This window comes from Agromyces sp. G08B096, from assembly GCF_040267705.1.
Taxonomy (GTDB): domain Bacteria; phylum Actinomycetota; class Actinomycetes; order Actinomycetales; family Microbacteriaceae; genus Agromyces.
Genome location: NZ_CP158374.1, coordinates 1,973,706 through 1,994,930 on the forward strand (window position 1 = coordinate 1,973,706; position 21,225 = coordinate 1,994,930).

The window sequence follows — 21,225 nt, forward strand, 5'->3', positions numbered from 1 at the left end:
GTCGATCCTATCGACGCCCTAGAATCGCGCTCATGAACGCCCTGACCGTGTGTCTCGTGCTGTGCGCCGCCGTCACCGCCGGCACCTGGCTCGCCTCCGTCCTCACGCACGAGCACTCCTGGGTCGACCGCATCTGGTCGATCGCCCCCATCGCCTACGTCTGGATCTTCGCCGCCGGCGACGGGTTCTCACCCCGGCTCGTGCTGATGGCGCTCCTCGTGACCGCCTGGGGTGCCCGCCTCACGTTCAACTTCGCGCGGAAGGGGGGCTACCGCCCCGGCGCCGGCGAGGACTACCGGTGGGCGGTCCTCCGCGGCCGGATGCCGGGTTGGGCCTTCGCCCTGTTCAACATCGGGTTCATCTCCCTGTACCAGAACGCCCTCATCCTGGCCTTCTGCCTCCCGGCGTTCACGGCGTCGGGCTCGGCGACGCCGCTCGGCGTGTGGGATGTCGCGCTCGCCGTCGTCTTCGTCGCCTTCCTCGTCGGCGAGACGATCGCCGACCAGCAGCAGTGGGAGTTCCACCGCTGGAAGCAGACCGAGCGTGCCGCCGGACGGACACCCGTGCCCGGGTTCCTCCAGACCGGCCTGTTCCGGATCTCGCGGCATCCGAACTTCTTCTTCGAGCAGGCGCAGTGGTGGGTCTTCTACGGCTTCGCGATCGCGGCGACGGGCGTGTGGCTGCACTGGACCATCGCGGGCGCGGCACTGCTCACCCTCCTCTTCATCTGCTCGACCGTGTTCACCGAGTCGATCTCGCGCTCGCGCTACCCCGAGTACGACGACTACCGGCGGCGCACGTCGATGCTCGTGCCCTGGTTCCCGAAGGCGCCGCAGCCGTCGGCCCAGCCGGTGGGCTGAGCGGCGGAGGCATCCGACCGCGTCACAGCCGCGCCGCGAGGGCCGGCCACGATTCCGCGAACCGCGGGTGCAGCGGCAGGGCTGCGACCTCGGATGCCGCGACCCAGCGCAGCTCGATGCTCTCGGGGTCGCTCACGACCGGCCGGAACCGCTCGACGGCGTCGGCGACGACCGTCGTGTACGACCAGTAGCCGAGGTCGAGCACCGAGCTGAAGCGCACGACGAGCAGGGCCGGCGGCACGCCGGCCTCCTCACCCGCTTCCCGGACGGCGGCGTCGACCGCGGACTCCCCCTCGTGGCGCGCCCCGCCGGGCAGCCCCCAGGTGCCGCCGAAGTGGCTCCACTCGGCGCGATGCTGCAGCAGCACCTCGCGAACCGGGCTGACCGCCAGCAGGCCGGCGGCGCCGTATCGGCCCCAGTACCTCGCCCCGTCGGGACCCTCGACCCAGGCGTCGCCACTGCTGCCGCTCATGGTTCCAGCATGACGCACGCAGCTGGGCGGATGTCCTCCGGCGTCGTCGTAGGGTGAACTGGTGAGCGACGAAGCGCCGGTTCGCGTGGACGCCTGGCTCTGGGCGGTGCGCCAGTTCAAGACGAGGTCGGCGGCGACCGCGGCCTGCCGCGCCGGGCACGTGCGGGTGAACGGGGAGCGCGCCAAGGCCGCCCAGCCGGTGCGCCCCGGCGATGAGCTCAGGGTCCGGGTCGGCGGCGCCGACCGTCGGCTCATCGTGCGCCGGACCCTTGTCAAACGTGTGTCGGCCGCGGTCGCGGCCACGGCGCTGGACGATCTCACCCCGCCGCCCCCGCCGAAGACCGAGCAGGCCGCCGTGCCGATCCGCGACCGGGGAACGGGACGACCGACGAAACGCGAGCGACGCGACCTGGATCGCCTCCGAGGGCGCTGAGCGGGCGTAGCCTGATCGCCGTGGACAAGCAGATCACGCACGAGCCCGACGCGCGGCGCTATGTGCTCCGGGTCGACGGGGAGCTCGCCAGCGTTCTCGACTACCGCGTGCTCGGGGACTCGGTGGCCTTCACGCGCACCTTCACCAACCCGCCCTACCGCGGTCACGGCCTCGCGGGCGACGTGGTCGCCTTCGCGGTCGACGACGTGGAGGCGACCTCGACCCGGGCGATCGTGCCGAGCTGCTGGTACGTCGGCGAGTGGTTCGATCGTCATCCCGAGCGAGCCCACCTGCTCGACCCGCGGACGGTCTGACGTGGTCGCCGGCTACTCGGCCGCGCAGGTGCGGGCGGCCGAGGCGCCGCACCTCGCCGCGGGCGAGCCCCTGATGCGCCGGGCCGCGTCGGCGCTCGCGGCCGCGGTGCGTCGCGAGCTCCGGGCGACGGATGCCCCGGCCGGACCCGTGCTCGTGCTCGCGGGCACCGGCGACAACGGCGGCGACGCGCTGTTCGCCGCGGCGGAGCTCGCCGACGAGGGCGTCGAGGTGACCGCGGTGCCGACGGGGATGCGCCTCCACCCGGAGGCCGGAGCAGCGGCCCGGGCCGCCGGGGTCCGCGTGCTCGAGGCCGACGCCTCGGAGGCCGCGGCGCTGGCCGAGCGTGCCGCGCTCGTCGTTGACGGCATCCTCGGCACGGGCACCGCCGCCGATTCCGCGCTCCGCGGCCGGGCGCGCGAACTCGTCGCGGGGATCATCCCCGTCGTCGAGCACACGGTCGCGCGCGTGGTCGCGGTCGACCTGCCGAGCGGCATCCACCCCGACGACGGGTCGGTGCCCGACCCGACCGTGCTCCGGGCGGATCTCACCGTGACGTTCGGCGCGGCGAAGGCCGGCCTGCTGATCGAGCCGGGCGCTGACTACGTCGGCGAGCTCGAGGTCGTCGACCTCGGGCTCGGCGACGAGCTGGCGGCGATGACGCCGCTCGTCGAGCGGGCCTGACCGGACCTCGGCGCACCGTGCGGGTGCGGCGAGTCTTGATCAGTCCGCCTCGTCGGTGATGGCGCCCGTCGGCTCCGAGTCGACGACGACGTGGGCGGAGCCGAGCGTCGCGGCGAGCGACCGCCCCGCGTCGACCGCCTCCTCGCGGCTCGCGAAGCTCTCGGAGAGCTCCTCACCGCCCACGACCCGGTTCACCCACTGGCCGCGCTTGGACATCGTGATGACATCGCCGTCGTGCGGCTCGTCGCTGCTCCGGTCCTCGTGCATGTCGCCCCCTTCCGGGGCGCGACTCGCGCGCCCCGGAAGCCAGTCAACTCCGCAGTGCCGCCCCTGGGAAGGGCCCGCCGCCGATCAGTACCAGTTGACCGACTGGGAGTGCGACCAGGCGCTGCACGGCGTGCCGTACGAACCGGCGATGTAGCCGAGGCCCCAGCGCACCTGCGTGGCGGCGCTGGTCTGCCAGTCGGCGCCCGCGGTCGCCATCTTCGAGCCCGGGAGCGACTGCGGGATGCCGGTGGCCCCGCTCGAGGCGTTCATCGCCTGGTAGTTCCAGCCGGACTCCTTCTGCCACAGGTTGACCAGGCACTGGAACTGGTCGTCGCCCCAGCCGTACTGGGAGGCGGCGAGGTCGCGGGCGTACGCCTTGGCGCCGTCCGGGGTGTTCGCGGCGGCGAGAGCGGCGGCCGCGGCGGCGGCCTGCTCGGCCTGCGCCCGGTCGAACTCGGCGGCTGCCGCCGCGGCCTGGGCGGCCTGCTCCTTGGTCTGCCTCGTCAGGTCGACGAGCGATCCGAGCGGCAGCCGCTCGTAGTCGCCGAGGGAGGCGACCGAGGAGGCGAGGCCCGAGGCGTCGACCTTGCCGTCGGCGGCCTGGAGGGCCGTCTGCGCGACCGCGAGGGTGTCCTTCGCGGTGTCGATGGCCTTCGCTTCCGCGACGGTGGCGTAGGCGCCGAGCTGGTCTCGGTGGAGGCCGGTGGCCTCGGTGATCGCCGCGGTCGCCTCGACGCGCTGCTGCGTGTCGACGGCGGACTTGACGGTGAAGCCGGTGCCGGCGAGGAGGCCGGCGGTCGCGATCGCGCCGGCGATCACGAGGCGGCGGCGGCCGGCGCGGGTGGCGCGGAGGCTTCGCCGGGTTCGGGTGGTGTCGGGTGCGGGGTGGATGGGGGCGTGCGTGTCTGAGGTCTGGTTTCGCATGGGGGTTCACTGCTCGGCAGGGGGGATCGGGGGCGCGCGCCCGCCGAGCCCGGACGCACAAGTCCGACACTCTGCCCGGCGAATCTGGACGGTTCCTCAGTTCTGCCTGTGGAAACCATGTCCGCGGTGCCCGCCGCGGGTTCACCGGACGGCATACTCGGTGGGTGCCAGACTCGTCCCCCGACTTCTCCGTGCCCGCTCCAGGCGACCGGTGCCCGTGCCGCAGCGGCGACACGTTCGCGGCCTGCTGCGAACCGTTCATCGCCGGCCGCACGCCCGCCCCGACGGCACTCCAGCTCATGCGATCCCGGTACACCGCGTACACGATCGGCGCCGTCGCGCACCTGCTGGAGTCGTGGCATCCGTCGACCAGACCGGCGGCGCTGACGCTCGATCCCGCCACCCGCTGGCGCTCCCTGGAGATCGTCGACACGGTCGCGGGCGGGCCGTTCGACGACGCCGGCGTGGTCGAGTTCATCGCGCGGTACCGCGATGCCGACGGCCCCGGCGCGCTGCACGAGCGCAGCCGGTTCATCCGGCAGGCGGGACGCTGGCGTTACGTCGACGCGGAGGGATGACCCGCTGCGTCGCCGTCGAGCGCCAGGTAGGCGCGATCGACCGCCGACCCCAGGCCGTCGACCGGGAACGGCCAGTCGTCGAAACGGGCGAGCGCCCCGGACGCGGGAACGCCGTCGGCGTGCGCGGCTGCGAGACGATCGGCCACGAGCCCGAGGTCGGCCGCCTGCCGGTCGACGAAGCCCGGATCGACCACGCGGCCGTGCCCCGGGACGACGAGCGCACCGGGTTCCATGCGCCCGGCGAGCGCGGCGACCACCCCGGGCCAGGCGAGCGGGAAGCTGCCGGAGCCGTACATGGGCGGTCCCGACTCCTCGACGAGGTCGCCGAGGACCCACACCTCGACATCGGGCACGTGGAGCACGAGGTCGGTGTCGGTGTGCGCGGGCGGCTGCGGAAGCAGCCGCACCTCCCTCCCCCCGACGTCGATCCGCCGCTCTTCGGCGACGGGGACGGTCGGCGGGACGAGCTCGACGTCCTGCCAGCGGCGGCCGGGTTCCCGGGAAGGGTCGCGGCGCCACGCGGCGAGCCGCGGGCCCTCGTACTCGGCGAAGTGCGCGGCGATGCGAGCGTGGCCGAGGAGCTCGACGCGGCTGCCGCCGCGGCCGGCCATCGCGAACACCTGGTTGCCGAACGTGTGGTCGTAGTGGGCGTGCGTGTTCACGAGCCGGCGAACGGGCACCCCGAATCGCCGGCCGACGTCGTCGCGCAGCTCCGCCGCCTCGACCGGATCGGCGCGGGAGTCGACGAGCAGGAGCCCGTCGTCGCCCTCGACGACCACGATCGAGATGTCGAGTGGATCGTACCGGCGCTGGTGGACGCCCGACGCCACCTCGGTCCAGTCGTTCACCCCGCCTCGCCGGCCTCCCGCCGCGCCCGCTCGTCATCCGTCGCGAACCCGTCGAGCGCGGCCCGCTCGTGGCTGTCGGCGAGCTCCTCGAAGAGCGTCACCGTCAGATCGCCCGGCGCTTCGAGCCGGGAGTTCAGGGAACGCCACGGCGTCTCGACCGGCTCCGCGACGACGGTGGCCCCCGCGGCCTCGAGTCGCCTGGTGGCGCCTTCCGCGTCGGTCACCTCGAAGGCGAAGCGGATGCGCGGGCTCTCCCGGCCGCCCGCCTCCAGCCGGTCGATCTCGCGCCGATGGCCCGGGCTCGCGAGTTCGAGCGTCGCCCGGCCGGCCTCGAGGATCGCGACCCGGTCGTCACCGCCCCCGGCGTACGCCAGCGTCTCCGGCAGGCCGAGCGCGTCGCGGTAGAAGCGCACGGCGGCGTCGAAGTCCTCGACCTCGACGACGACGCGCAGCTGCAGGATGGGTGAGCGAGAGGCATCCGTCATGTGCCGATGATCGCATTCCGGCGAGCCGGCGCGCCCGGGTGTTCGCCGACCGCGAGCGCCGGGTGAATCAAAGCGGATTCGAAGGCTCGCCCCGTACGGTGACTGACGTGACCCCGCTCGACGGCCTCCCGCCCGCCCGACGCACCGCTGCGACGCCGATGCTGACGCCTCGCGCGCAGCACTCGCTCGACACCATCGACGGCGCCGCGCTCGAGGAGATCCGGGCGCTCCGCGACGAGACCGAGCGGTTCATGCTCCGCTACAAGTTCGGCATGGACGAGGTGATCACCAAGCTCGCGATCCTCCGCGAGGAGTTCAATCAGGCGCACGACTACAACCCGATCGAGCACATCTCGAGCCGGCTGAAGAGTCTCGACAGCGTGGTCGACAAGATGCGCCGCAAGGGGGTCGAGCCGAGCTTCGACGCGATCCGCGAGACGATCACCGACATCGCGGGCGTGCGCGTGACGTGCAGCTTCGTCTCCGACGCCTACCGCATCTTCGAGCTGCTCACCGCGCAGCGCGACATCCGCGTCATCAAGGTCAAGGACTACATCAAGGACCCCAAGCCGAACGGCTACCAGAGCCTGCACGTGATCGTGGAGGTGCCGGTGTTCCTCTCGACGGGCGCGCACCCCGTCGCCGTCGAGGTGCAGATCCGCACGATCGCGATGGACTTCTGGGCGAGCCTCGAGCACAAGATCTACTACAAGTACGAACGGCAGGTTCCGCAGGAGCTGCTGGAGAAGCTGACGGATGCCGCCCGCACGGCGGCCGAGCTCGACGCCCGCATGGAGGGGCTGCACCGGCAGGTGCACGGCATGCCGAAGCCGTACCGGCAGACGTCAGTGGCCTGAGGCCCGTCAGGCGGCGGGCGTGCCGGCTCGGCCGGTTCGGGTCCCGCCGCTCGCCCCGGCCAGCTCGGCGAACCAGGCCGCGCCCGCCTCGGTCGGCGTGAGCCCGCGGTCGCCGCGCGCACGGGCGAGGAGGCCGTCGCCGACGAGCGTCTCGAGGATCCGCGCACCGGCGAGGCCGGCGACGTGCGGCCGGCGTTCGGTCCAGTCGAGGCATCCGCGGACCGCCGGCCGGCGGCCGGCGTCGACCAGGCGGTCGAGCCCGAGCCGGGTCGCGAGCGGCCCGGACGTGGCGAGGAGGACGCCCGGCTCCCCCGCGCGCAGCGGGGCGAGCGCACCCTCGGCAACAAGCGCGTCGGCGAGGTCGAGGGCGAGGCGTCCGGCGAGGTGGTCGTAGCAGGAGCGGGCCTCGGCGAGCCGCTTCGCCTCGCGTGAGCGGGCGTACGACACGACCGGCCGGGTCGGCGCGATGGCGAGCAGCGCCTCCACGGCCCGGGCGACCTCGGGGCCGGCGAGCGCGAAGTAGCGGTGCCGTCCGCTCCGGACGGCGGTCACGAGTCCGCCGTCGACGAGCTGGGCGAGGTGGGCGCTCGCGGTCGGCGCGCTCACCCCCGCGAGGGCGGCGAGGTCGCTCGCGGGCAGCGAGCGACCGTCGAGGAGGGCCGCGAGCATCGCAGCCCTGGCGGGCTCTCCGATGAGCTTCGCGGGTGCGGCGAGGTCGACGTCCGGCATGGCACCACGATACGTCGGCGATGCTTCGTCCGCCGTCGAAGTCTCCGCGTCGTACCGTCGGACCATGACGATCGAAACCGCATCACGCGCCGCCGCCGTCCTCTCCGATCCGTCCTTCTCCGTGCCCGAGCCGTCGCGGACCGCGATTGGCGAGCTCGCCCGCCTCCGCCGGGAGGTGTCCCGGTTCGCGAACGGCGAGGCGCACGCCGCCCGCCGCCGTGAGGTCGTGGCGCTGCTCGACGGACTCGATCCCGAGCGGCTCGCGGACGACGCGGCGGATCGGACCCGACGTGCGATCGCGTCGGGTGCGCGTGATGCCGACGACCCCCGGATCCGCGCGGTGCCCGCCGCGGTCATCGCCGCCGCGATCGGGTTCGCCGACCCGTCCGGTGTCGCTGCCGATGCCGAGGTCGTCGCCGACGCGTACCGCTCCGGCGCGACGACGCCGCAGATCGACGCCGCAGCCGGACGACTGCTCCGCGGGGCCGGTGACGCCGCCGGTCCGCGCCCGCACCCGTCGATCGGATCGGAGCCGGACACGGCCGCGCTGCTCGTGCAGCTGGTCGCGCAGGCGCACCGGGCGACCGGGGATCTCGTCGCCCGCGTATGCGAAGCGGCCGTTCCTGGAGTGGAACCGGCGACGACGCTGCACGAGGTGCTCCGGCACCACCCGCCCGTCCCGGCCACCGTCCGGGTCGTCGACGGGCGCCCGCTCGAGGTAGCGCTCGCCGACCCCGATCCCGCGGCCGCGGCGCGCCCGGCCCACGAGCTGCTCGCGTTCGGCGCCGGCCCCCGTCGGTGCCCCGGCGCCCGGCAGGCGCTCGCCATCGCGGCATCCGTGGTGGAGACCCTTCGCGGATCGGAGGGATCGTGCTGACGCCCGCCGAGTTCCGCGCCCTGCACCGGCCGGGGGCGCCGCTGCTGCTGCCGAACGCCTGGGATCTCGCCTCTGCGCGCTGGCTGCACGCCGCGGGCTACGAGGTCCTCGGCACGACGAGCCTCGGCGTGGCGGCCGTCGCGGGACTGCCCGACGGCGCCGGGGTCGCCGCCGACGCGACGCTCCACCTCGCCCGCCGGCTCACCTCGGCCGGACTCACCGTCACGGTGGACATCGAGGCCGGGTTCTCGACCGACCCGGCCGCGGTGGGCGCGTACGCCGCCGCCCTCGCAGCGCTCGGGGTCGTGGGCGTGAACATCGAGGACTCCGCCCCCGACGGCGATCTGCTGCCCGCCGCGACGACGGCCGATCGCATCGCGGCGATCGCGTCGGCCGCGCCCGGGCTCTTCGTGAACGCCAGGACGGACGCCTTCTGGATCGAGAGCTCGGAGGCGCGGGGCGATCGGCTGGCGGAGGCCGTCGGCCGGCTCCGCCGCTACGAGGCGGCGGGCGCCTCGGGTGTCTTCGTCCCCGGGGTGCTGGAGGCCGAGGAGGTGCGCACGCTCGTCGCGGCCACCGCGCTGCCCCTGAACATGCTCGTCCAGCCGCCCGGCGGATTCGACCTGCGCGGGCTCGCCCGGCTCGGGGTCGCCCGCGTGAGCACCGGGTCGCTCCTCGTGCGCGCGGCACTGGGGGCCGTGGTGGCGACGCTCGCAGCGCTCGAGCCGGACGCCTCGGCGCAGGTCGCCGAGCCGCAGATCGCCGAGGCGCGGGTGGCCGGCGGGCCGGTCTCCCCCGGCGAGCTCGACCTCCGGGCCGATCGGCTGGCCGCCGCGCGCGCCCTCGCCCCGGTCGTGCCGGGCTACGCGGAGGTCGCGGACCACCTGGCGCGGACGGCCGACTGATCGGCGAACGCGGCGATGCGGCTCAGTCGGGCTTCTTCGCCCGGCTGGGCTGCACGCGCGTCGGCTCACCCGGCATCTTCGGGAAGTCGGGCGGGAAGGGCAGCTCGCCGAGGCCGTCGTCGAGATCGCGCTGCCACCAGTCGAGCAGCACGTCGATGCGGCCCGGTGCATCGTGCATCCCCGCCCACGGGTCACCGTGCGCGGCCAGGCGGTCGGGCACCGTCAGGACGGTGAACTCGCGAGGGTCGGCCGACTCGACCTCGCTCCAGTCGAGCGGGCACGACACGGAGGCCCATGGCAGGGCGCGCGGACTGTAGGCGCCCGCCATCGTGCGGTCGCGGTTGGCCTGGTTGAAGTCGACGAAGACGCGGTCGCCGCGCTCCTCCTTCCACCAGGCGGTGGTGACCTGCTCGGGCATGCGGCGCTCGAGCTCGCGCGCCGCCGCGATCACCGCGTGACGCACGTCGAGGAACTCGCGGGTCGGCTCGATGGGTGCGAAGACGTGGATGCCCCGGTTGCCCGAGGTCTTCACGTACGCCGTCAGCCCGACCTCGGCGAGCAGGTCGCGGAGCGCGAGGGCGGCCGGCACCGCCTCGGGGTAGCCGGTACCCGGCTGCGGGTCGAGGTCGATCCGCAGCTCGTCGGGGAAGTCGGAGGCGCCGGCTCGCGAGGCCCACGGGTGGAAGACGACGGTGTTCATCTGCGCGGCCCAGACCGCGGCGGCGGGCTCGTCGATGACGAGCTGCGGGTGCGACCGGCCGCTCGGGTAGGTGACCGGTACGGCGCGGACCCATTCGGGCGCGCCCCGCGGCGGATTCTTCGAGAAGAACTGCTCGCCGTCCACTCCCTCAGGGAAACGCTGCAGCGAGACCGGTCGGTCGCCGTTGGCCGCGACGAACGCCTCGCCGACGGCGACGAGGTACTCGGCGAGGGCGAGCTTGGTGATGCCGGCCTCGGGCCAGAGGACGCGCGTGGGGCTGGAGATCCGCACGTCGCGATCGCCGTGCGGGCCTGGGACGGTGAGGGTGACGGCGTCGGCGGCCATGCCCGCGACGCTACCGCACCCCGCCGTCGCGGCGGGTGAGCCGGGCGGCGTGCGCGCGGCGCGGCGGCCGCGTCACGAGGCCTGGGCCGCGGGTCGGGCGTAGCGCTGCTGCGCGCGTGCCCTGGCCTTCGCCGCCTCCACCTCGCGGTCTTTCGGCGGCGCGGTGGTCACGAGGTCGTCGAGGAGATGACGCGTGATGTGCGCGATCTCGGCGACCGCACGGTCGAATGCCTCGGCGTTCGCCTTCGAGGGTTTGGTCGTGCCGCTCACCTTGCGTACGAACTGCAGCGCGGCGGCGTGGACCTCGTCATCGGTCGCGGCGGGCTCGAAATTGTGGAGGACGTGGATGTTCCGGCACATGGCCGCAGCCTACCCCCGGGACTGAGCCGGCCTCAGCTCTTCCGGGACGGATGCCTCGGCAGCCCGCCGCACCCGCCGCCGCAGCTGTCCGATCGCGACGCCGCCCACGAGGACGACGGCGCCGGCGAGCTCCAGCGGATTGGGGACCTCTCCGAGCACGAGCGCCGCGGCCAGAAGTCCGACCGGTGGCGCGAGGAGCGCGAACGGCGCGACGAGCGCGGCCGGGTAGCGCCCGAGCAGCGAGTTCCAGATGGAGTAGCCGAGCAACGAGGCGAGCACCACGGTGTAGGCGAGGCTCGCGATCGTCGGCCAGCCGATCGAGGAGAACGCCTCTGCCACCGCGCCCGGGCCGTCGAGCAGCAGACTCAGCGCGAGGATCGGCAGCGGAACCACGAGCGCCGACCACACCACCATGCCGAAGCCGTTGGCCCCGTGCGCCGCCCGCGAGACCACATTGCCGATCCCCCAGCTGAGTCCCGCGGCCACGCAGATGAGCAGCGGGACGAGCGCCGCGGCACCCGCCGCCGCGCCCGAGCCCTCCAGCCGGCCGAGCGCGACGATGCCGAGACCCGCGACGCCGACGAGCGCGCCGGTCAGCTGCCGTCGCGTCGGGCGCTCCCGCAGCACGACCGCGGCCACGATGAGCGTGAAGATCATCTGGCACTGCAGGACGACCGCAGCGAGCCCGGCCGGAAGGCCGAGGTGCATGGCCGTGAAGAGCAGACCGAACTGCCCCGCGCTCATGAAGAGCCCGACGCCCGCGATGACCCGCCAGGGCGCGTTCGGCCGCGGGACGAAGAAGACCAGCGGCACCGCGACCAGGGCGAAGCGCAGGGCGACGAGCACGAGCGGCGGGGTGTCGGAGAGCCCGAGGTCGATGGCCAGGAAGTTCACCCCCCAGACCACGGCCACGAGGACGGCGAGGGCGGCGTGCTTGGGGGTCATCCGTTCAGCTTCGCCGCCGAGACCATGCAGCACCAGCACCGATTCGTTGCGGATACCACGTACGATTGCTGCATGATCGACCTGCAGGGGCTGCGCGCGCTCGTCGCCATCGAACGCGGCGGCTCGGTCGCGGCCGCCGCGGCACGACTCGGCTACACCGCCTCCGCGGTGTCGCAGCAGGTGAAGAAGCTCGAACGCGATCTCGGCGGCACGCTGCTCGAGCGCCGCGGCCGCGGTGTCCTGCTCACCGATCGCGCCCGCGTCCTCGTGGCCGACGGCGCACGCCTGCTCGAAGGGCTCGAGCGGCTCGAGTCCGTCGCCGCGGCGCCGAGCCCGACCGCTCCCCTCCGGGTCGCGTCGTTCTCCACCGCCACCCGCGGCCTCCTCGCGCCGCTGCTGGCCGCGACCGGGCGGGAGGCGCTCCAAGTGCCCCTCACCATCGCGAGCGTCGATCCGTTCGAGGCGATGGAACTCGTCTCCGACGGCAGCGTCGACATCGCCGTGGTGCACAACTGGAACTCGGTGCCCCTCGTCGCACCCGCGCACGTCGTCACGGAGCACGTCTGCCACGACGAGGCGGACGTCGTGCTCCAGGCGGAGCATCCGCTGGCCGCAGGCGACGCGATCCTGCGCGCCGATCTCGTCGACGAGCCGTGGGCCAGCACCCCCAAGGGCGCGATCTGCCACGAGGCGCTGCTGCGCATCTTCGCCGACCTCGGCGCCCTGCCCCGCATCGTGGCCGAGGATCCCGATTTCGCCTCGCTCGTCGAACTGGCCGCGACCGGCACCGCCGTCGCGCTCGTGCCGCGACTCGGCCGGCCGGCCCTGCCCGCCGGCGCAGTGGCCCGGCCGCTGGCGGATCGCAGCCAGGTGCGCGAAGTGCGCGTGGCCTACCGGCGCACGATGTCCGAGCGGCCCGCCGTGCAGCGGCTGGTCGCCGCCCTCCGCGCCGCGGGGGCGGCGCTGCCCGCCTGAGTCGCGCGGCCGCCGTATGCCGGAGGGCGCCGGCCGGCGCAACCCCTGTACGAGACCCGATCGCACGCCTACCGTGGTCGTGGAGCCGGCGCCCGGCCGGCCGATGGGAGGCATCAATGAGCGACCCGCTGCGCCCCGAGGGCGAGTACACCGACTCCGAGCTCCCGCTCAGCGCGGAGCTGCCCACGGAGGAGTACGAGGAGGTCGAGGCCGTCGAGGGCGATCTCGACGACGACCTCGACGACGCCGACGCGGTCGAGGTCGAGGAGGTCGAGATCGTCGAGGTCGCCGACCCCGACGACCCGAACCGCTACTGACCCACCGCACCGACTCGTCCGGCCCGGCGGTTCCGCTCTCGGCAGAACCGCCGGGCCGTTCGCGCGCCTAGCATCGGAAGGAAGACACCGCGCCGGAAGGAGTCGGGGATGCTGCTACGCGACGCACTCGGAGACCTGCTGCGACGAGCCCGGCTCGCCCGCGGCCTGACCCTGCGCCAGCTCTCCGACGCGGCCGCCGTGTCGGTGGCCTACCTCTCCGAACTGGAGCGCGGACGCAAAGAGGCGTCCTCCGAGATCCTCGCGGCCGTGTGCGCGGTCCTCGACCTCTCCCTCGCCGAGGTGTTCCATGACGTCGGCGACGCGATCGAAACCGCCGAGCTGCTCGAGTCGTCGGGGCGGGAGGCCGTCGTGCTCGACCTGCGCCCACGGATCCCCGCCGACGTCCGGGCCGATCTCGCCCACGAGCGCACCGACGCCGTCTCCGCCCCCATGCCGGGGAGCACGAGCCTCGCCTCGGACGTGTCGGTCCGCTCCGCCGCCTGAACCGCAGATGGCACCCACCCGCCCGCACCGACCGCGCACCGGCCCGCGGACAGGTACCGGCTGCTAGCGGCGCACGGGCTGCAGCCGGAACAGGCGCACCACCCGCCCGGAATCCCGCTCGTAGGCGCGGTACCCCGGCCACTGTCGCTCGATGCGCGCCCAGGCCGCGTCGCGCTCCTCGTCGGGGATGAGGCTCGCCCGCACCGGCATGCGACGACCCCGCACCGTGATGGCCGCCTCCGGCTGCGCGAGCAGGTTGTACGTCCACCCGGGGTGCCGGTCGCGCGCGAAGCTCGTCCCGGCGACGATGGCCCGGCCGTGCCCGTCGGGCGTGTACATGAGCGCCGTGTCGCGCGGCTCACCGGACTTCGCACCGACGGTATGCAGCACGAGGGACGGCACGAGCAGCGCGCTCAGCTGCACCCGCCCTCCGCTCCACCGGGCGAGCAGGCGCTCGACGGGTGGCAGGAGGACCGGGCCGAGGCGGCGGAACAGGCGGGTGCGCGTCAGCGGGGCGATGGCCCGGCGGACGACGTCGAGGACGGCGCTCATCGCCGACCAGTCTGCTCCACCGCCTCCTTCGCGGCCTGCACCTCTGCCGCCGCGTCGTGCGCGCGCCGCTCGGCCCGCTTCAGCCGGCGGAGCGCCATCGACCGGGCGCCGTAGCGCTCGGCGACTCGATCCTGCGCCTCGTCCTCGCCGGTGACGACGTAGGCCCCGGCGATCAGAATGACCTGGGCGGAGAAGTTGAACCAGATGAGCAGCGCGACGAGCGACCCGAACGAGGCGAGCAGCGGGTTGCTCGTGGCGCCCCCGATGAACAGGCCCGACAGCACCTGGAGCACGGTCAGCCCGATGCCGCCGAGCACCGCGCCGACCCAGAGGTTCCGGGCCGACGGCCTGAGCCCCGACAGCAGGCGGATGAGCCCGGCGACCGCGATCGTGTCGATCGCGAAGGTGATGAAGATGGAGACGGCCCGGGTCGAGATCGCCGACAGCGGGTCACGGCTGCCGACGCCGAGCCAGTCGAGCACGACGGACAGCGCGCTGGTGCTGAAGAACGTGACCGCGGCCGCCGCCGCGAGCAGCGCCCCGAAGGCGATGGCGATGGCGAGATTGCGGAGGATCAGCCAGAGGAAGAAGGTCTGGTCGTCGGGCAGGCCCGCGAGCTGGCGCAGCGCCGCGCGGAGGCTCGTGATCGCGCCGATCGCCGTGCCGATGAGGCCGACGAGCGCGATGAGCCCCGCGATGCCGAAGCTGAGGGGCTGGATCAGATCGTCGGGGTCGATCAGCGCGTCCTCGCCGATGAGGCCGGGGATGACGGAGTCGACGGCGTCGACGAGCGCGTCCATGGCCTCGTCGTTCCCGGCGAGCCAGAGGCCGGCGATCGCGAAGCCGAGGAAGACGCCGGCGAATACCGAGAACAGCGTGCGGTACGTGACGCTGTCTGCGAGCATCGCGCCGTGGCGCTCCTGATAGAGGAGGAACGCGCGCACGGGCTTCGTGCTCAGCACCCACTCGAACGCGCGCTTCATCCGATCGACGAACCCGCCGCCGGACCTCGCCTTCGGAGCGTCGTCCGTGCGGTCGGCGTCGGGTGCGGGCGTGGTCGGCTTCGAGGTGTTCGGCTTCGGCGCTCCCATCCGCTCAGGCTAACCAGGCCGGGTCGGACGCGCCGAGGGTTGACAGACCGACGGCCGCGCGGCGTGCCCTGGGCACGGCCGCGCGGCCGTCGGTCGCGTCAGCGGGCGATCAGTACCAGCCCTGGGCGTTGAACGCGTCCCAGGCGCCGCACGGCGTGCCGTACCGGCCCGACACGTAGCCGAGGCCCCACTTGATCTGCGTGGCGGGGTTGGTCTGCCAGTCGTCGCCGTAGACGGCCATCTTGCTGCCGGGCAGCGCCTGCGGGATGCCGTACGCCCCGCTGCTGCCGTTCGAGGCGTAGACGTTCCAGCCCGACTCGTGGTTCCAGAGCTCGACGAGGCAGCCGAACTGGTCGTCGCCCCAGCCGTACATCGAGGCCATCAGGTCGCGGGCGATGGCCTGCGCGCCGCTCGGGTTGGCGGGACCGGACGGGCGGGACGAGGCGCTCGGCGCCGCGGCCTCCGCCGCAGCGGCCTCCTCGGCCGCCTTCGCCGCGGCGGCGGCGGCAGCTGCTGCGGCCTGCTCGGCCTGGACGCGGTCGAACTCCGCGACCTGGCCCGTGACGGCGGCGGTCTGCTCGGCGGCCTGCTTCGCAAGGGTGAACACCCGCGACGGCGACAGGCGCTCGTAGTCGTCGAGGTTCGCGACGGAGGCGGCGAGTGCCGAGGCATCCGTCTTGCCCGCCGCGGAGGCGAGCGCGTTGCGCGCGGGCGTGAGGGTGTCCTCCGCCGCCTTGGCGGCCCGGGCGTCGAGCACGGCGCTGTGCGCGTCGAGCTGGGCCGTGTCGGGGTTCGAGGCGGCGACGAGGGCCGACGTCTCGGCGACGCGGTCGCTCTGCGCGGCGACGGCCGACTGGACGGCGAAGCCGGTGCCGACGAGGGCGCCGACGGTGACGACCGCACCGGCCGCGAGGGCGTACCGGGTGCGCAGGCGCCGGGCTTCACGGCGCTCGGCGCGGGTGCCGGGCTCGGAGGCGGTCGGGCTGGTCTGGGGCGTGTGGTTCTCGGGGGTGATCTGGTTCTGCATAGGTTCACGTGCCGGGCGCACCGGTGCTGTCCGGAGGCTGGCGGGGTTCGTCACTTTCAGTGCTGGAGGGGGTCGCCGAAGCGAAGTCGCCAGTCTGCACACGCTTTCTGCACGACCCCTCACCTTTCCCTGTGAAAGTCGTGTGCGTGGATGCGACGCCGCGGGACGCCTGCTATGGGCGGGGGAACATCCTGATCACCCGGCAGAATCGGCTCACGCGGCGTCGGCCGCGTCGCCCTCGGTACGCAGTTCGATGCTGATCTGGTCGGCGTCGAGGGTCTCGAGCACACCCCCGAGCACCGCCGAGCTGTAGAGCCCGTCGTCGCGCGCCTCGAGCAGCGCCTCCCGCTGCGCATGGATGATTTCGAGCCGGAAGCGCCGGATCTCGTCGCGGCTGAGCGACTCGCGCGTGCGGTCCGCATGCCGCGCCCTGACCTGCTGCGCGACGTCGCGCAACAGCCGGTCGATCTCGGAGCGCTCGGCCGCGGTGGCGGCCGGATCGACGCCCGCCGGCTTCACCGCCCGCACGATCCAGGGCAGGGTTCCGCCCTGTCCGATGAGCGAGATCGCGGCGACGAAGAACGCCGTGAGCACGAGCAGCGATCGAGCGGGCGTGTCCGCCGGGAGCGTCTGCGCCGCCGCGAGCGTGACGGCGCCGCGCATGCCCGCCCAGACGATGACGGTGCCCTCGCGCCAGCCGAGCGGCTCGGCGAGGAAGTAGTCGAGGTCGGCGACCTTGCGCCGGAGCCTCGTGCGGAACCGCTTCACGCGCTCGACGTTCGGCGCGGGCGCCCGGCCGCTCGGCCGGCGTTCCGCCTCGCGCTCGGCGACCTCCTCCGCGAACTCCTCGAGGTCGCGCGAGTCCATGCGCTCCTGCACGGCAGCGAGCTTCGGCTTCAGCGCGGCCGCCCTGCGCGTGCGCCGGGCGAAGATCGCGAGCGTCGGGAAGACGTAGGCCGCCCGGACCGCGAGCGCCGCGGCGAGCGCGAGCACCGCCAGCAGGAGACCGTGGTGGATGCCGTACGCCTCGTTCGCGAGGTCGTCGATGATGGCGGCCATCTCGAGGCCCATGACGAGGAAGACGGCCCCCTCGAGCACGAGCTCGACGGTGCGCCAGGTCTGGACGTCGGAAACGCGGTGCTGCGGTGAGAGGCTCCGGATGCCGCCTCGTCCCGTGACGAGCCCGGCGACGACGGCCGCGACGAGCCCGGACCCGCCGAGCTCGTCGACCGGGACGCTCGCGAGGAACGGCACGGTGAGCGAGATGACGGTGTTCACCGTGGCATCCGTGACGCGTGAGCGCACCCAGAGGTTCGCCTTGCCCACGACGAAGCCGACGACGACCGCGATCGCGACGGCCCAGAGGAAGTCGCCCGCGACATCCCAGAAGGTGACGGATGCCGCGCCGGCGGCGATCGCGGAGCGGAGCAGGACCAGCGCGGTGGCGTCGTTCAGCAGGCTCTCCCCTTCGAGCACGGTGACGACGCGGGGTGAGACGCCCACCCGTTTGACGATGGAGGTCGCCACGGCGTCGGTCGGGCTGACGATCGCGCCGAGCGCGATGCCCGCGGCGAGGCCGAGTCCGGGGATGATCCAGGAGAACAGCACCCCCAGCACGAGCGCGCTGACCACGACGAGTCCGACGGAGAACCCGCTGATCGCGCTGAACTCGCGGCGGAACTCCATCGACGGCATGGCGACGGCGGTCGAGTAGAGCAGCGGCGGCAGCACGCCGGCGAGGATCCACTCCGGGTCGATCTCGACGTCGGGGACGAACGGGAGCAGGCTCACCCCGATGCCGACGACGACGAGCAGCAGCGGCGCGGACACGCCGAGGCGGGGGCCGATGGCGGTCGCGGCGGCGATGCCGAGCAGGCCGAGGACGACCACGATGAGCAGTTCCATGCCCGAGCCTCCTCTCGCGGTGAGCCCGGCACCCGGGCGTGGTCCAGTCTGCCGCGACGCCCGCCGATCGCGCGACGGCGCGCTCACAGCGAACCCGCAGCTGCGGCGGCCGGAACGCGGAACAGCCGTGCGCCGTCGGCTGTTCTTCCTGGTGGCGCCGCAGCCGGCGGCGCGAACAGGAGGACACCGTGTCACACGAGTACCGCAGGACTCCGGAGGCGATCGATCGCCTCACCCCGTTGCAGCGCAAGGTCACGCAGGAGGACGCGACCGAGCCGGCGTTCCGGAACGAGTACTGGAACCACCACGAGCCGGGCATCTACGTCGACGTCGTGTCGGGGCAGCCGCTGTTCAGCTCCACCGACAAGTACGACAGCCGTTCCGGCTGGCCGAGCTTCACGCGCCCCATCGAGGAGGCGATGGTCACCGAGCACGTCGACCGGTCGCTGTTCATGAAGCGCGTGGAGGTGCGCTCCGCGGCCGCGGACAGCCACCTCGGGCACGTGTTCGACGACGGGCCCGTCGAGGACGGCGGGCTGCGCTACTGCATCAACTCGGCCGCGCTGCGCTTCGTGCCGGCCGACCGCCTCGAGGCCGAAGGCTACGGCGAGTACCGCCGCCTCTTCGAGGCATCCGATTCGACCACCTCTTCGCAGAAGGAGCACTGACATGACCGACCTCGACACCGGAGCCGTCACGAGCTTCCCCGGCACCGAGACCGCGGTGCTCGCTGGCGGCTGTTTCTGGGGCATGCAGGATCTGATCCGGAAGCTGCCGGGCGTCGTTCAGACGCGCGTCGGCTACACCGGCGGGCAGAACGAGCACGCCACGTACCGCAACCATCCGGGGCATGCGGAGGCGATCGAGATCGTCTACGACCCCGAGCGGACGAGCTACCGCGACCTGCTGGAGTTCTTCTTCCAGATCCACGACCCGTCGACGTTGAACCGGCAGGGCAACGACATCGGCACGAGCTACCGTTCGGCGATCTTCCCGACGACTCCCGAGCAGGAGGCGGTCGCGCGCGACACGATCGCCGATGTCGACGCGTCGGGCATCTGGCCGGGTGAGGTGGTCACGACCATCGAGCCGTCAGGGGCGTTCTGGGAGGCGGAGCCGGAGCACCAGGACTACCTGGAGCGGATTCCGTGGGGCTACACGTGCCACTACGTGCGGCCGGGCTGGAAGCTGCCGAAGCGCGACGCGACGCCGGCCTCGTAGCCGAGCGCCGGTGCGGCGCGCCTGACTTCGGGCCGCGGCGGGTCAGTCCCGTCGCGGCCCGAAGTCGGGGTAGCCGCGGAACGGCGCCGGACCGTGGCTCTGCACGAACCGCGAGTGCACTTCGCGGCACGCGGTGCGGAGCGTGGCGTAGTGGCCGATCAGCTCCCCCGCGGCGTCGTCGGCCCGGTAGCCGAGATCGTCGCCGATCGTGAGGATCTCGACGACCCCGTAGCACCGTCCGTACTGGTCGCGCAGCTCCCACCGGCCGGGCGTCGGCTCATCGGCGGCGAGGATCGGATGCCACGTGACCACGATTCGAACATACGTTCGAATCGGCCGACACGCCAAACCCCGGCGAAGCGACAGGACGGCTCAGGAGCCCTCGTCGGCGGTGGGCGGCTCGCCCGGCCGTACCGCCGCGGTCTCGGCGATGTCGATGCGGGTGACGCCGCCCGGCCGCTCCGTCACCTCGATGCGGGGGTCGGCGTCGTGCTCGTCGGCCTTCGGCGCCGCGGTGAGCTGCTCTCGCCGCTGGTCGGGATCTGCTGCTGCCATGGGCCGACGCTACCTCGGCCGCCCGCTCCGCGGCCATGGCTTGCGGGCGCCCGCACGGCGCGCTAGTCGAGGTCGGGGTCGAGCCGTCTCGGCCCTGCGCCGGCGTCGCCCAGCGCGTCGTCGGGGTTCAGCAGCGCGCAGGCCTTCATCGAGAGGCACCCGCAGCCGATGCATCCGGTGAGCTCGCGCTCGAGCTGCTCGATGCCGCGGCGGCGTTCCTCGAGCTGCCGTTTCCACTGCCTCGACGCGCGCTGCCAGTCGTCGTGGCTCGGGGTGCGCTCGAGCGGCACATCGGCGAACGCGGACTGCACGTCGGTGAGCGGGATGCCGAGCCGTTTGGCGACGGCGATGAGCGAGACCCGGCGCAGCATGTGCCGGGGATAGCGCCGCTGGTTGCCGCCGGTGCGGACCGCCGCGATGAGCCCGAGGTCCTCGTAGAACCGCAGCGCGGAGGCGGCGACGCCCGTGCGCCGGCTCATCTCTCCGATCGAGAGCAGCTCGTCGGGCGCATGGCGGCCGGACTCGCCGTCGGCGGCGCGGGGGCTGGACACGCGGCATCCTCTCGTTTTGACTTGAAGCCTACTCGAGGTTTTACGGTGGGCATGGCCCCGCCCGAGGGCCCGACCCGAGGAGTGGAACCGACGTGACCTACGTGATCGCCCTGCCCTGCGTCGATGTGAAGGACAAGGCGTGCATCGACGAGTGTCCCGTCGACTGCATCTACGAGGGCGAACGCTCGCTCTACATCCACCCCGACGAGTGCGTCGACTGCGGCGCGTGCGAGCCCGTGTGCCCCGTCGAGGCGATCTACTACGAAGACGACGTCCCCGACGAGTGGGCCGACTACTACCAGGCCAACGTCGAGTTCTTCGACGAGATCGGTTCCCCGGGCGGCGCGGCCAAGGTGGGCGTCATCCCCAAGGACCACCCGATCATCGCCGCCCTCCCGCCCCAGGCGGCGCACGCGTGACCGGCGCGGAGGCGGCCGTCCCCGTGCCCACGCCGGTCGGCGAGGCGATGAAGCACGCGTTCCGGATGCATCCCGCCGGAGTCGCCCTCATCGCCGCCGCGACCGCGACCGGCCCGGTGGGGCTCACCGCGTCCTCGGTCGCCTCCGTCGCCGTCGACCCGCCCGCGATCTCGTTCTCGGTCACCCGCGGCACCGGCACGGCCGGCGCGCTGCTCGCGACCCCCACCTTCGCGGTGAACTTCCTCGCGGAGCACCACGCGGGACTCGCCCGTGTCTTCGCGCGCTCGGGCGCGCCCCGGTTCACGCCCGACCAGGGCTGGCAGCGCCTGCCCACCGGCGAGCCGTTCCTTCCCGACGCGACCGCGGTGCTGCGCGGCCGGGCGCTCGAACGGATCCCGGTCGGCAGCTCGACGCTCGTGCTCGCCGAGGTGCTCGAGGTGCGCCTCGGCCCCGACGCTCCCCCGCTGCTGTTCCGCGATCGGCGCTTCCTCCGGCTCGGCGGCGACGTCGGAGAGTGACCCGCCGCG

At 73.5% G+C, this 21,225-nt stretch carries 31 protein-coding genes; 15 read left to right on the top strand and 16 right to left on the bottom strand.

The window, feature by feature from the left end; genetic code table 11:
- Positions 1-32 precede the first annotated feature (32 nt).
- On the top strand, positions 33-860 hold the full coding sequence (locus ABIQ69_RS09520; protein WP_350346885.1) for a DUF1295 domain-containing protein: 828 nt from the start codon (positions 33-35) through the stop codon (positions 858-860).
- A gap of 22 nt (positions 861-882) precedes the next feature.
- Here the strand turns inward: ABIQ69_RS09520 and ABIQ69_RS09525 are convergent, their stop codons facing one another.
- Complete coding sequence (locus tag ABIQ69_RS09525) at positions 883-1,332, bottom strand: NUDIX hydrolase (protein ID WP_350346886.1); 450 nt, start codon at positions 1,330-1,332, stop codon at positions 883-885.
- Between the two features lie 61 nt (positions 1,333-1,393).
- Here ABIQ69_RS09525 and ABIQ69_RS09530 point away from each other — a divergent pair, with 61 nt between their 5' ends.
- From ABIQ69_RS09530 to ABIQ69_RS09540, 3 genes are read left to right on the top strand one after another with little or no spacing between them, the layout of a single operon-like run.
- The gene (locus ABIQ69_RS09530) at positions 1,394-1,765 is read left to right on the top strand and encodes a S4 domain-containing protein (protein WP_350346887.1); all 372 of its coding nucleotides are present in this window, start codon (positions 1,394-1,396) and stop codon (positions 1,763-1,765) included.
- Positions 1,766-1,785: 20 nt separating this feature from the next.
- Entirely contained in the window at positions 1,786-2,079 is a 294-nt protein-coding gene (locus ABIQ69_RS09535) for a GNAT family N-acetyltransferase (protein WP_350346888.1), read from the top strand.
- Between the two features lies 1 nt (position 2,080).
- Complete coding sequence (locus ABIQ69_RS09540) at positions 2,081-2,761, top strand: NAD(P)H-hydrate epimerase (protein WP_350346889.1); 681 nt, start codon at positions 2,081-2,083, stop codon at positions 2,759-2,761.
- A 39-nt stretch (positions 2,762-2,800) separates the two neighbouring features.
- Here the strand turns inward: ABIQ69_RS09540 and ABIQ69_RS09545 are convergent, their stop codons facing one another.
- Positions 2,801-3,028, bottom strand: coding sequence for a DUF2188 domain-containing protein (locus ABIQ69_RS09545; RefSeq protein WP_350346890.1), 228 nt, complete (start codon positions 3,026-3,028; stop codon positions 2,801-2,803).
- Between the two features lie 84 nt (positions 3,029-3,112).
- Positions 3,113-3,952, bottom strand: a complete 840-nt coding sequence (locus ABIQ69_RS09550) for a hypothetical protein (protein ID WP_350346891.1) — start codon at positions 3,950-3,952, stop codon at positions 3,113-3,115.
- A gap of 164 nt (positions 3,953-4,116) precedes the next feature.
- Between ABIQ69_RS09550 and ABIQ69_RS09555 the strand changes: the two genes are divergently transcribed.
- The gene (locus ABIQ69_RS09555; protein WP_350346892.1) at positions 4,117-4,530 is read left to right on the top strand and encodes a YchJ family metal-binding protein; all 414 of its coding nucleotides are present in this window, start codon (positions 4,117-4,119) and stop codon (positions 4,528-4,530) included.
- Here the strand turns inward: ABIQ69_RS09555 and ABIQ69_RS09560 are convergent.
- Positions 4,509-5,378, bottom strand: coding sequence for an MBL fold metallo-hydrolase (locus tag ABIQ69_RS09560; protein WP_350346893.1), 870 nt, complete (start codon positions 5,376-5,378; stop codon positions 4,509-4,511). The genes ABIQ69_RS09555 and ABIQ69_RS09560 overlap by 22 nt on opposite strands.
- Positions 5,375-5,863 (bottom strand): VOC family protein, encoded by a 489-nt coding sequence (locus ABIQ69_RS09565; protein ID WP_350346894.1) that lies wholly within the window; start codon positions 5,861-5,863, stop codon positions 5,375-5,377. Before ABIQ69_RS09565 ends, ABIQ69_RS09560 begins: the two co-directional genes overlap by 4 nt.
- A gap of 158 nt (positions 5,864-6,021) precedes the next feature.
- On the opposite strand from ABIQ69_RS09565, the gene ABIQ69_RS09570 reads away from it, so the two are divergent.
- Positions 6,022-6,720, top strand: a complete 699-nt coding sequence (locus tag ABIQ69_RS09570) for a GTP pyrophosphokinase family protein (protein ID WP_350349999.1) — start codon at positions 6,022-6,024, stop codon at positions 6,718-6,720.
- A 6-nt stretch (positions 6,721-6,726) separates the two neighbouring features.
- Here ABIQ69_RS09570 and ABIQ69_RS09575 read toward each other — a convergent pair whose 3' ends face one another.
- Positions 6,727-7,449 (bottom strand): helix-turn-helix domain-containing protein, encoded by a 723-nt coding sequence (locus tag ABIQ69_RS09575; RefSeq protein WP_350346895.1) that lies wholly within the window; start codon positions 7,447-7,449, stop codon positions 6,727-6,729.
- Positions 7,450-7,513: 64 nt separating this feature from the next.
- Between ABIQ69_RS09575 and ABIQ69_RS09580 the strand changes: the two genes are divergently transcribed.
- Positions 7,514-8,326 (top strand): hypothetical protein, encoded by an 813-nt coding sequence (locus ABIQ69_RS09580; RefSeq protein ID WP_350346896.1) that lies wholly within the window; start codon positions 7,514-7,516, stop codon positions 8,324-8,326.
- Positions 8,320-9,231, top strand: a complete 912-nt coding sequence (locus ABIQ69_RS09585; RefSeq protein WP_350346897.1) for an isocitrate lyase/phosphoenolpyruvate mutase family protein — start codon at positions 8,320-8,322, stop codon at positions 9,229-9,231. Before ABIQ69_RS09580 ends, ABIQ69_RS09585 begins: the two co-directional genes overlap by 7 nt.
- A gap of 22 nt (positions 9,232-9,253) precedes the next feature.
- Here ABIQ69_RS09585 and ligD read toward each other — a convergent pair whose 3' ends face one another.
- The 3 genes from ligD to ABIQ69_RS09600 form a co-directional block, all read right to left on the bottom strand.
- Positions 9,254-10,276, bottom strand: coding sequence for a non-homologous end-joining DNA ligase (gene ligD / locus ABIQ69_RS09590; RefSeq protein ID WP_350346898.1), 1,023 nt, complete (start codon positions 10,274-10,276; stop codon positions 9,254-9,256).
- A 72-nt stretch (positions 10,277-10,348) separates the two neighbouring features.
- On the bottom strand, positions 10,349-10,636 hold the full coding sequence (locus ABIQ69_RS09595) for a DUF2277 domain-containing protein (protein WP_350346899.1): 288 nt from the start codon (positions 10,634-10,636) through the stop codon (positions 10,349-10,351).
- 9 nt (positions 10,637-10,645) lie between these two features.
- Complete coding sequence (locus ABIQ69_RS09600) at positions 10,646-11,581, bottom strand: EamA family transporter (protein ID WP_350346900.1); 936 nt, start codon at positions 11,579-11,581, stop codon at positions 10,646-10,648.
- A 72-nt stretch (positions 11,582-11,653) separates the two neighbouring features.
- Between ABIQ69_RS09600 and ABIQ69_RS09605 the strand changes: the two genes are divergently transcribed.
- The 3 genes from ABIQ69_RS09605 to ABIQ69_RS09615 all read left to right on the top strand — a co-directional run bounded on the left by ABIQ69_RS09605 (position 11,654) and on the right by ABIQ69_RS09615 (position 13,377).
- On the top strand, positions 11,654-12,556 hold the full coding sequence (locus tag ABIQ69_RS09605) for a LysR family transcriptional regulator (protein WP_350346901.1): 903 nt from the start codon (positions 11,654-11,656) through the stop codon (positions 12,554-12,556).
- A 116-nt stretch (positions 12,557-12,672) separates the two neighbouring features.
- Complete coding sequence (locus tag ABIQ69_RS09610) at positions 12,673-12,873, top strand: hypothetical protein (RefSeq protein WP_350346902.1); 201 nt, start codon at positions 12,673-12,675, stop codon at positions 12,871-12,873.
- Between the two features lie 108 nt (positions 12,874-12,981).
- Positions 12,982-13,377 (top strand): helix-turn-helix transcriptional regulator, encoded by a 396-nt coding sequence (locus ABIQ69_RS09615; protein ID WP_350346903.1) that lies wholly within the window; start codon positions 12,982-12,984, stop codon positions 13,375-13,377.
- A gap of 63 nt (positions 13,378-13,440) precedes the next feature.
- On the opposite strand, the gene ABIQ69_RS09620 is transcribed toward ABIQ69_RS09615, so the two are convergent.
- The 4 genes from ABIQ69_RS09620 to ABIQ69_RS09635 form a co-directional block, all read right to left on the bottom strand.
- Positions 13,441-13,929, bottom strand: a complete 489-nt coding sequence (locus ABIQ69_RS09620; protein ID WP_350346904.1) for a nitroreductase family deazaflavin-dependent oxidoreductase — start codon at positions 13,927-13,929, stop codon at positions 13,441-13,443.
- Positions 13,926-15,020 carry a YihY/virulence factor BrkB family protein gene (locus ABIQ69_RS09625; RefSeq protein ID WP_350346905.1) on the bottom strand — a complete coding sequence of 365 codons (1,095 nt, stop codon included), beginning with the start codon at positions 15,018-15,020 and terminating at the stop codon, positions 13,926-13,928. The genes ABIQ69_RS09620 and ABIQ69_RS09625 overlap by 4 nt, the downstream gene beginning before the upstream one ends.
- A gap of 109 nt (positions 15,021-15,129) precedes the next feature.
- Complete coding sequence (locus ABIQ69_RS09630; protein WP_350346906.1) at positions 15,130-16,047, bottom strand: hypothetical protein; 918 nt, start codon at positions 16,045-16,047, stop codon at positions 15,130-15,132.
- A 213-nt stretch (positions 16,048-16,260) separates the two neighbouring features.
- Positions 16,261-17,952: a sodium:proton antiporter gene (locus tag ABIQ69_RS09635; protein ID WP_350346907.1), complete on the bottom strand. Its 1,692-nt coding sequence runs from the start codon at positions 17,950-17,952 to the stop codon at positions 16,261-16,263.
- Between the two features lie 188 nt (positions 17,953-18,140).
- On the opposite strand from ABIQ69_RS09635, the gene msrB reads away from it, so the two are divergent.
- Together msrB and msrA are read left to right on the top strand one after the other, a co-directional pair.
- Positions 18,141-18,620 (top strand): peptide-methionine (R)-S-oxide reductase MsrB, encoded by a 480-nt coding sequence (gene msrB, locus ABIQ69_RS09640; protein ID WP_350346908.1) that lies wholly within the window; start codon positions 18,141-18,143, stop codon positions 18,618-18,620.
- A 1-nt stretch (position 18,621) separates the two neighbouring features.
- The gene (gene msrA, locus ABIQ69_RS09645; RefSeq protein ID WP_350346909.1) at positions 18,622-19,173 is read left to right on the top strand and encodes a peptide-methionine (S)-S-oxide reductase MsrA; all 552 of its coding nucleotides are present in this window, start codon (positions 18,622-18,624) and stop codon (positions 19,171-19,173) included.
- 42 nt (positions 19,174-19,215) lie between these two features.
- Here the strand turns inward: msrA and ABIQ69_RS09650 are convergent, their stop codons facing one another.
- The 3 genes from ABIQ69_RS09650 to soxR form a co-directional block, all read right to left on the bottom strand.
- On the bottom strand, positions 19,216-19,485 hold the full coding sequence (locus ABIQ69_RS09650; RefSeq protein WP_350346910.1) for a hypothetical protein: 270 nt from the start codon (positions 19,483-19,485) through the stop codon (positions 19,216-19,218).
- A gap of 60 nt (positions 19,486-19,545) precedes the next feature.
- Entirely contained in the window at positions 19,546-19,728 is a 183-nt protein-coding gene (locus ABIQ69_RS09655) for a hypothetical protein (protein WP_350346911.1), read from the bottom strand.
- Between the two features lie 62 nt (positions 19,729-19,790).
- On the bottom strand, positions 19,791-20,279 hold the full coding sequence (soxR, locus tag ABIQ69_RS09660) for a redox-sensitive transcriptional activator SoxR (protein ID WP_350346912.1): 489 nt from the start codon (positions 20,277-20,279) through the stop codon (positions 19,791-19,793).
- 92 nt (positions 20,280-20,371) lie between these two features.
- On the opposite strand from soxR, the gene fdxA reads away from it, so the two are divergent.
- Positions 20,372-20,698 carry a ferredoxin gene (fdxA, locus tag ABIQ69_RS09665; RefSeq protein ID WP_350346913.1) on the top strand — a complete coding sequence of 109 codons (327 nt, stop codon included), beginning with the start codon at positions 20,372-20,374 and terminating at the stop codon, positions 20,696-20,698.
- Positions 20,695-21,216 carry a flavin reductase family protein gene (locus ABIQ69_RS09670; protein WP_350346914.1) on the top strand — a complete coding sequence of 174 codons (522 nt, stop codon included), beginning with the start codon at positions 20,695-20,697 and terminating at the stop codon, positions 21,214-21,216. The genes fdxA and ABIQ69_RS09670 overlap by 4 nt, the downstream gene beginning before the upstream one ends.
- Positions 21,217-21,225: the final 9 nt, after the last annotated feature.

Excerpts from the sequence above, each read along its gene's own strand:
- ABIQ69_RS09520 (WP_350346885.1), top strand. The coding sequence starts at position 33 with ATGAACGCCCTGACCGTGTGTCTCGTGCTGTGCGCCGCCGTCACCGCC.
- ABIQ69_RS09525 (WP_350346886.1), bottom strand. The coding sequence starts at position 1,332 with ATGAGCGGCAGCAGTGGCGACGCCTGGGTCGAGGGTCCCGACGGGGCG.
- ABIQ69_RS09545 (WP_350346890.1), bottom strand. The coding sequence starts at position 3,028 with ATGCACGAGGACCGGAGCAGCGACGAGCCGCACGACGGCGATGTCATC.
- ABIQ69_RS09550 (WP_350346891.1), bottom strand. The coding sequence starts at position 3,952 with ATGCGAAACCAGACCTCAGACACGCACGCCCCCATCCACCCCGCACCC.
- ABIQ69_RS09565 (WP_350346894.1), bottom strand. The coding sequence starts at position 5,863 with ATGACGGATGCCTCTCGCTCACCCATCCTGCAGCTGCGCGTCGTCGTC.
- ABIQ69_RS09570 (WP_350349999.1), top strand. The coding sequence starts at position 6,022 with ATGCTGACGCCTCGCGCGCAGCACTCGCTCGACACCATCGACGGCGCC.
- ABIQ69_RS09575 (WP_350346895.1), bottom strand. The coding sequence starts at position 7,449 with ATGCCGGACGTCGACCTCGCCGCACCCGCGAAGCTCATCGGAGAGCCC.
- ABIQ69_RS09580 (WP_350346896.1), top strand. The coding sequence starts at position 7,514 with ATGACGATCGAAACCGCATCACGCGCCGCCGCCGTCCTCTCCGATCCG.
- ligD (WP_350346898.1), bottom strand. The coding sequence starts at position 10,276 with ATGGCCGCCGACGCCGTCACCCTCACCGTCCCAGGCCCGCACGGCGAT.
- ABIQ69_RS09595 (WP_350346899.1), bottom strand. The coding sequence starts at position 10,636 with ATGTGCCGGAACATCCACGTCCTCCACAATTTCGAGCCCGCCGCGACC.
- ABIQ69_RS09600 (WP_350346900.1), bottom strand. The coding sequence starts at position 11,581 with ATGACCCCCAAGCACGCCGCCCTCGCCGTCCTCGTGGCCGTGGTCTGG.
- ABIQ69_RS09605 (WP_350346901.1), top strand. The coding sequence starts at position 11,654 with ATGATCGACCTGCAGGGGCTGCGCGCGCTCGTCGCCATCGAACGCGGC.
- ABIQ69_RS09610 (WP_350346902.1), top strand. The coding sequence starts at position 12,673 with ATGAGCGACCCGCTGCGCCCCGAGGGCGAGTACACCGACTCCGAGCTC.
- ABIQ69_RS09615 (WP_350346903.1), top strand. The coding sequence starts at position 12,982 with ATGCTGCTACGCGACGCACTCGGAGACCTGCTGCGACGAGCCCGGCTC.
- ABIQ69_RS09620 (WP_350346904.1), bottom strand. The coding sequence starts at position 13,929 with ATGAGCGCCGTCCTCGACGTCGTCCGCCGGGCCATCGCCCCGCTGACG.
- ABIQ69_RS09625 (WP_350346905.1), bottom strand. The coding sequence starts at position 15,020 with ATGGGAGCGCCGAAGCCGAACACCTCGAAGCCGACCACGCCCGCACCC.
- ABIQ69_RS09630 (WP_350346906.1), bottom strand. The coding sequence starts at position 16,047 with ATGCAGAACCAGATCACCCCCGAGAACCACACGCCCCAGACCAGCCCG.
- ABIQ69_RS09635 (WP_350346907.1), bottom strand. The coding sequence starts at position 17,952 with ATGGAACTGCTCATCGTGGTCGTCCTCGGCCTGCTCGGCATCGCCGCC.
- msrA (WP_350346909.1), top strand. The coding sequence starts at position 18,622 with ATGACCGACCTCGACACCGGAGCCGTCACGAGCTTCCCCGGCACCGAG.
- ABIQ69_RS09655 (WP_350346911.1), bottom strand. The coding sequence starts at position 19,728 with ATGGCAGCAGCAGATCCCGACCAGCGGCGAGAGCAGCTCACCGCGGCG.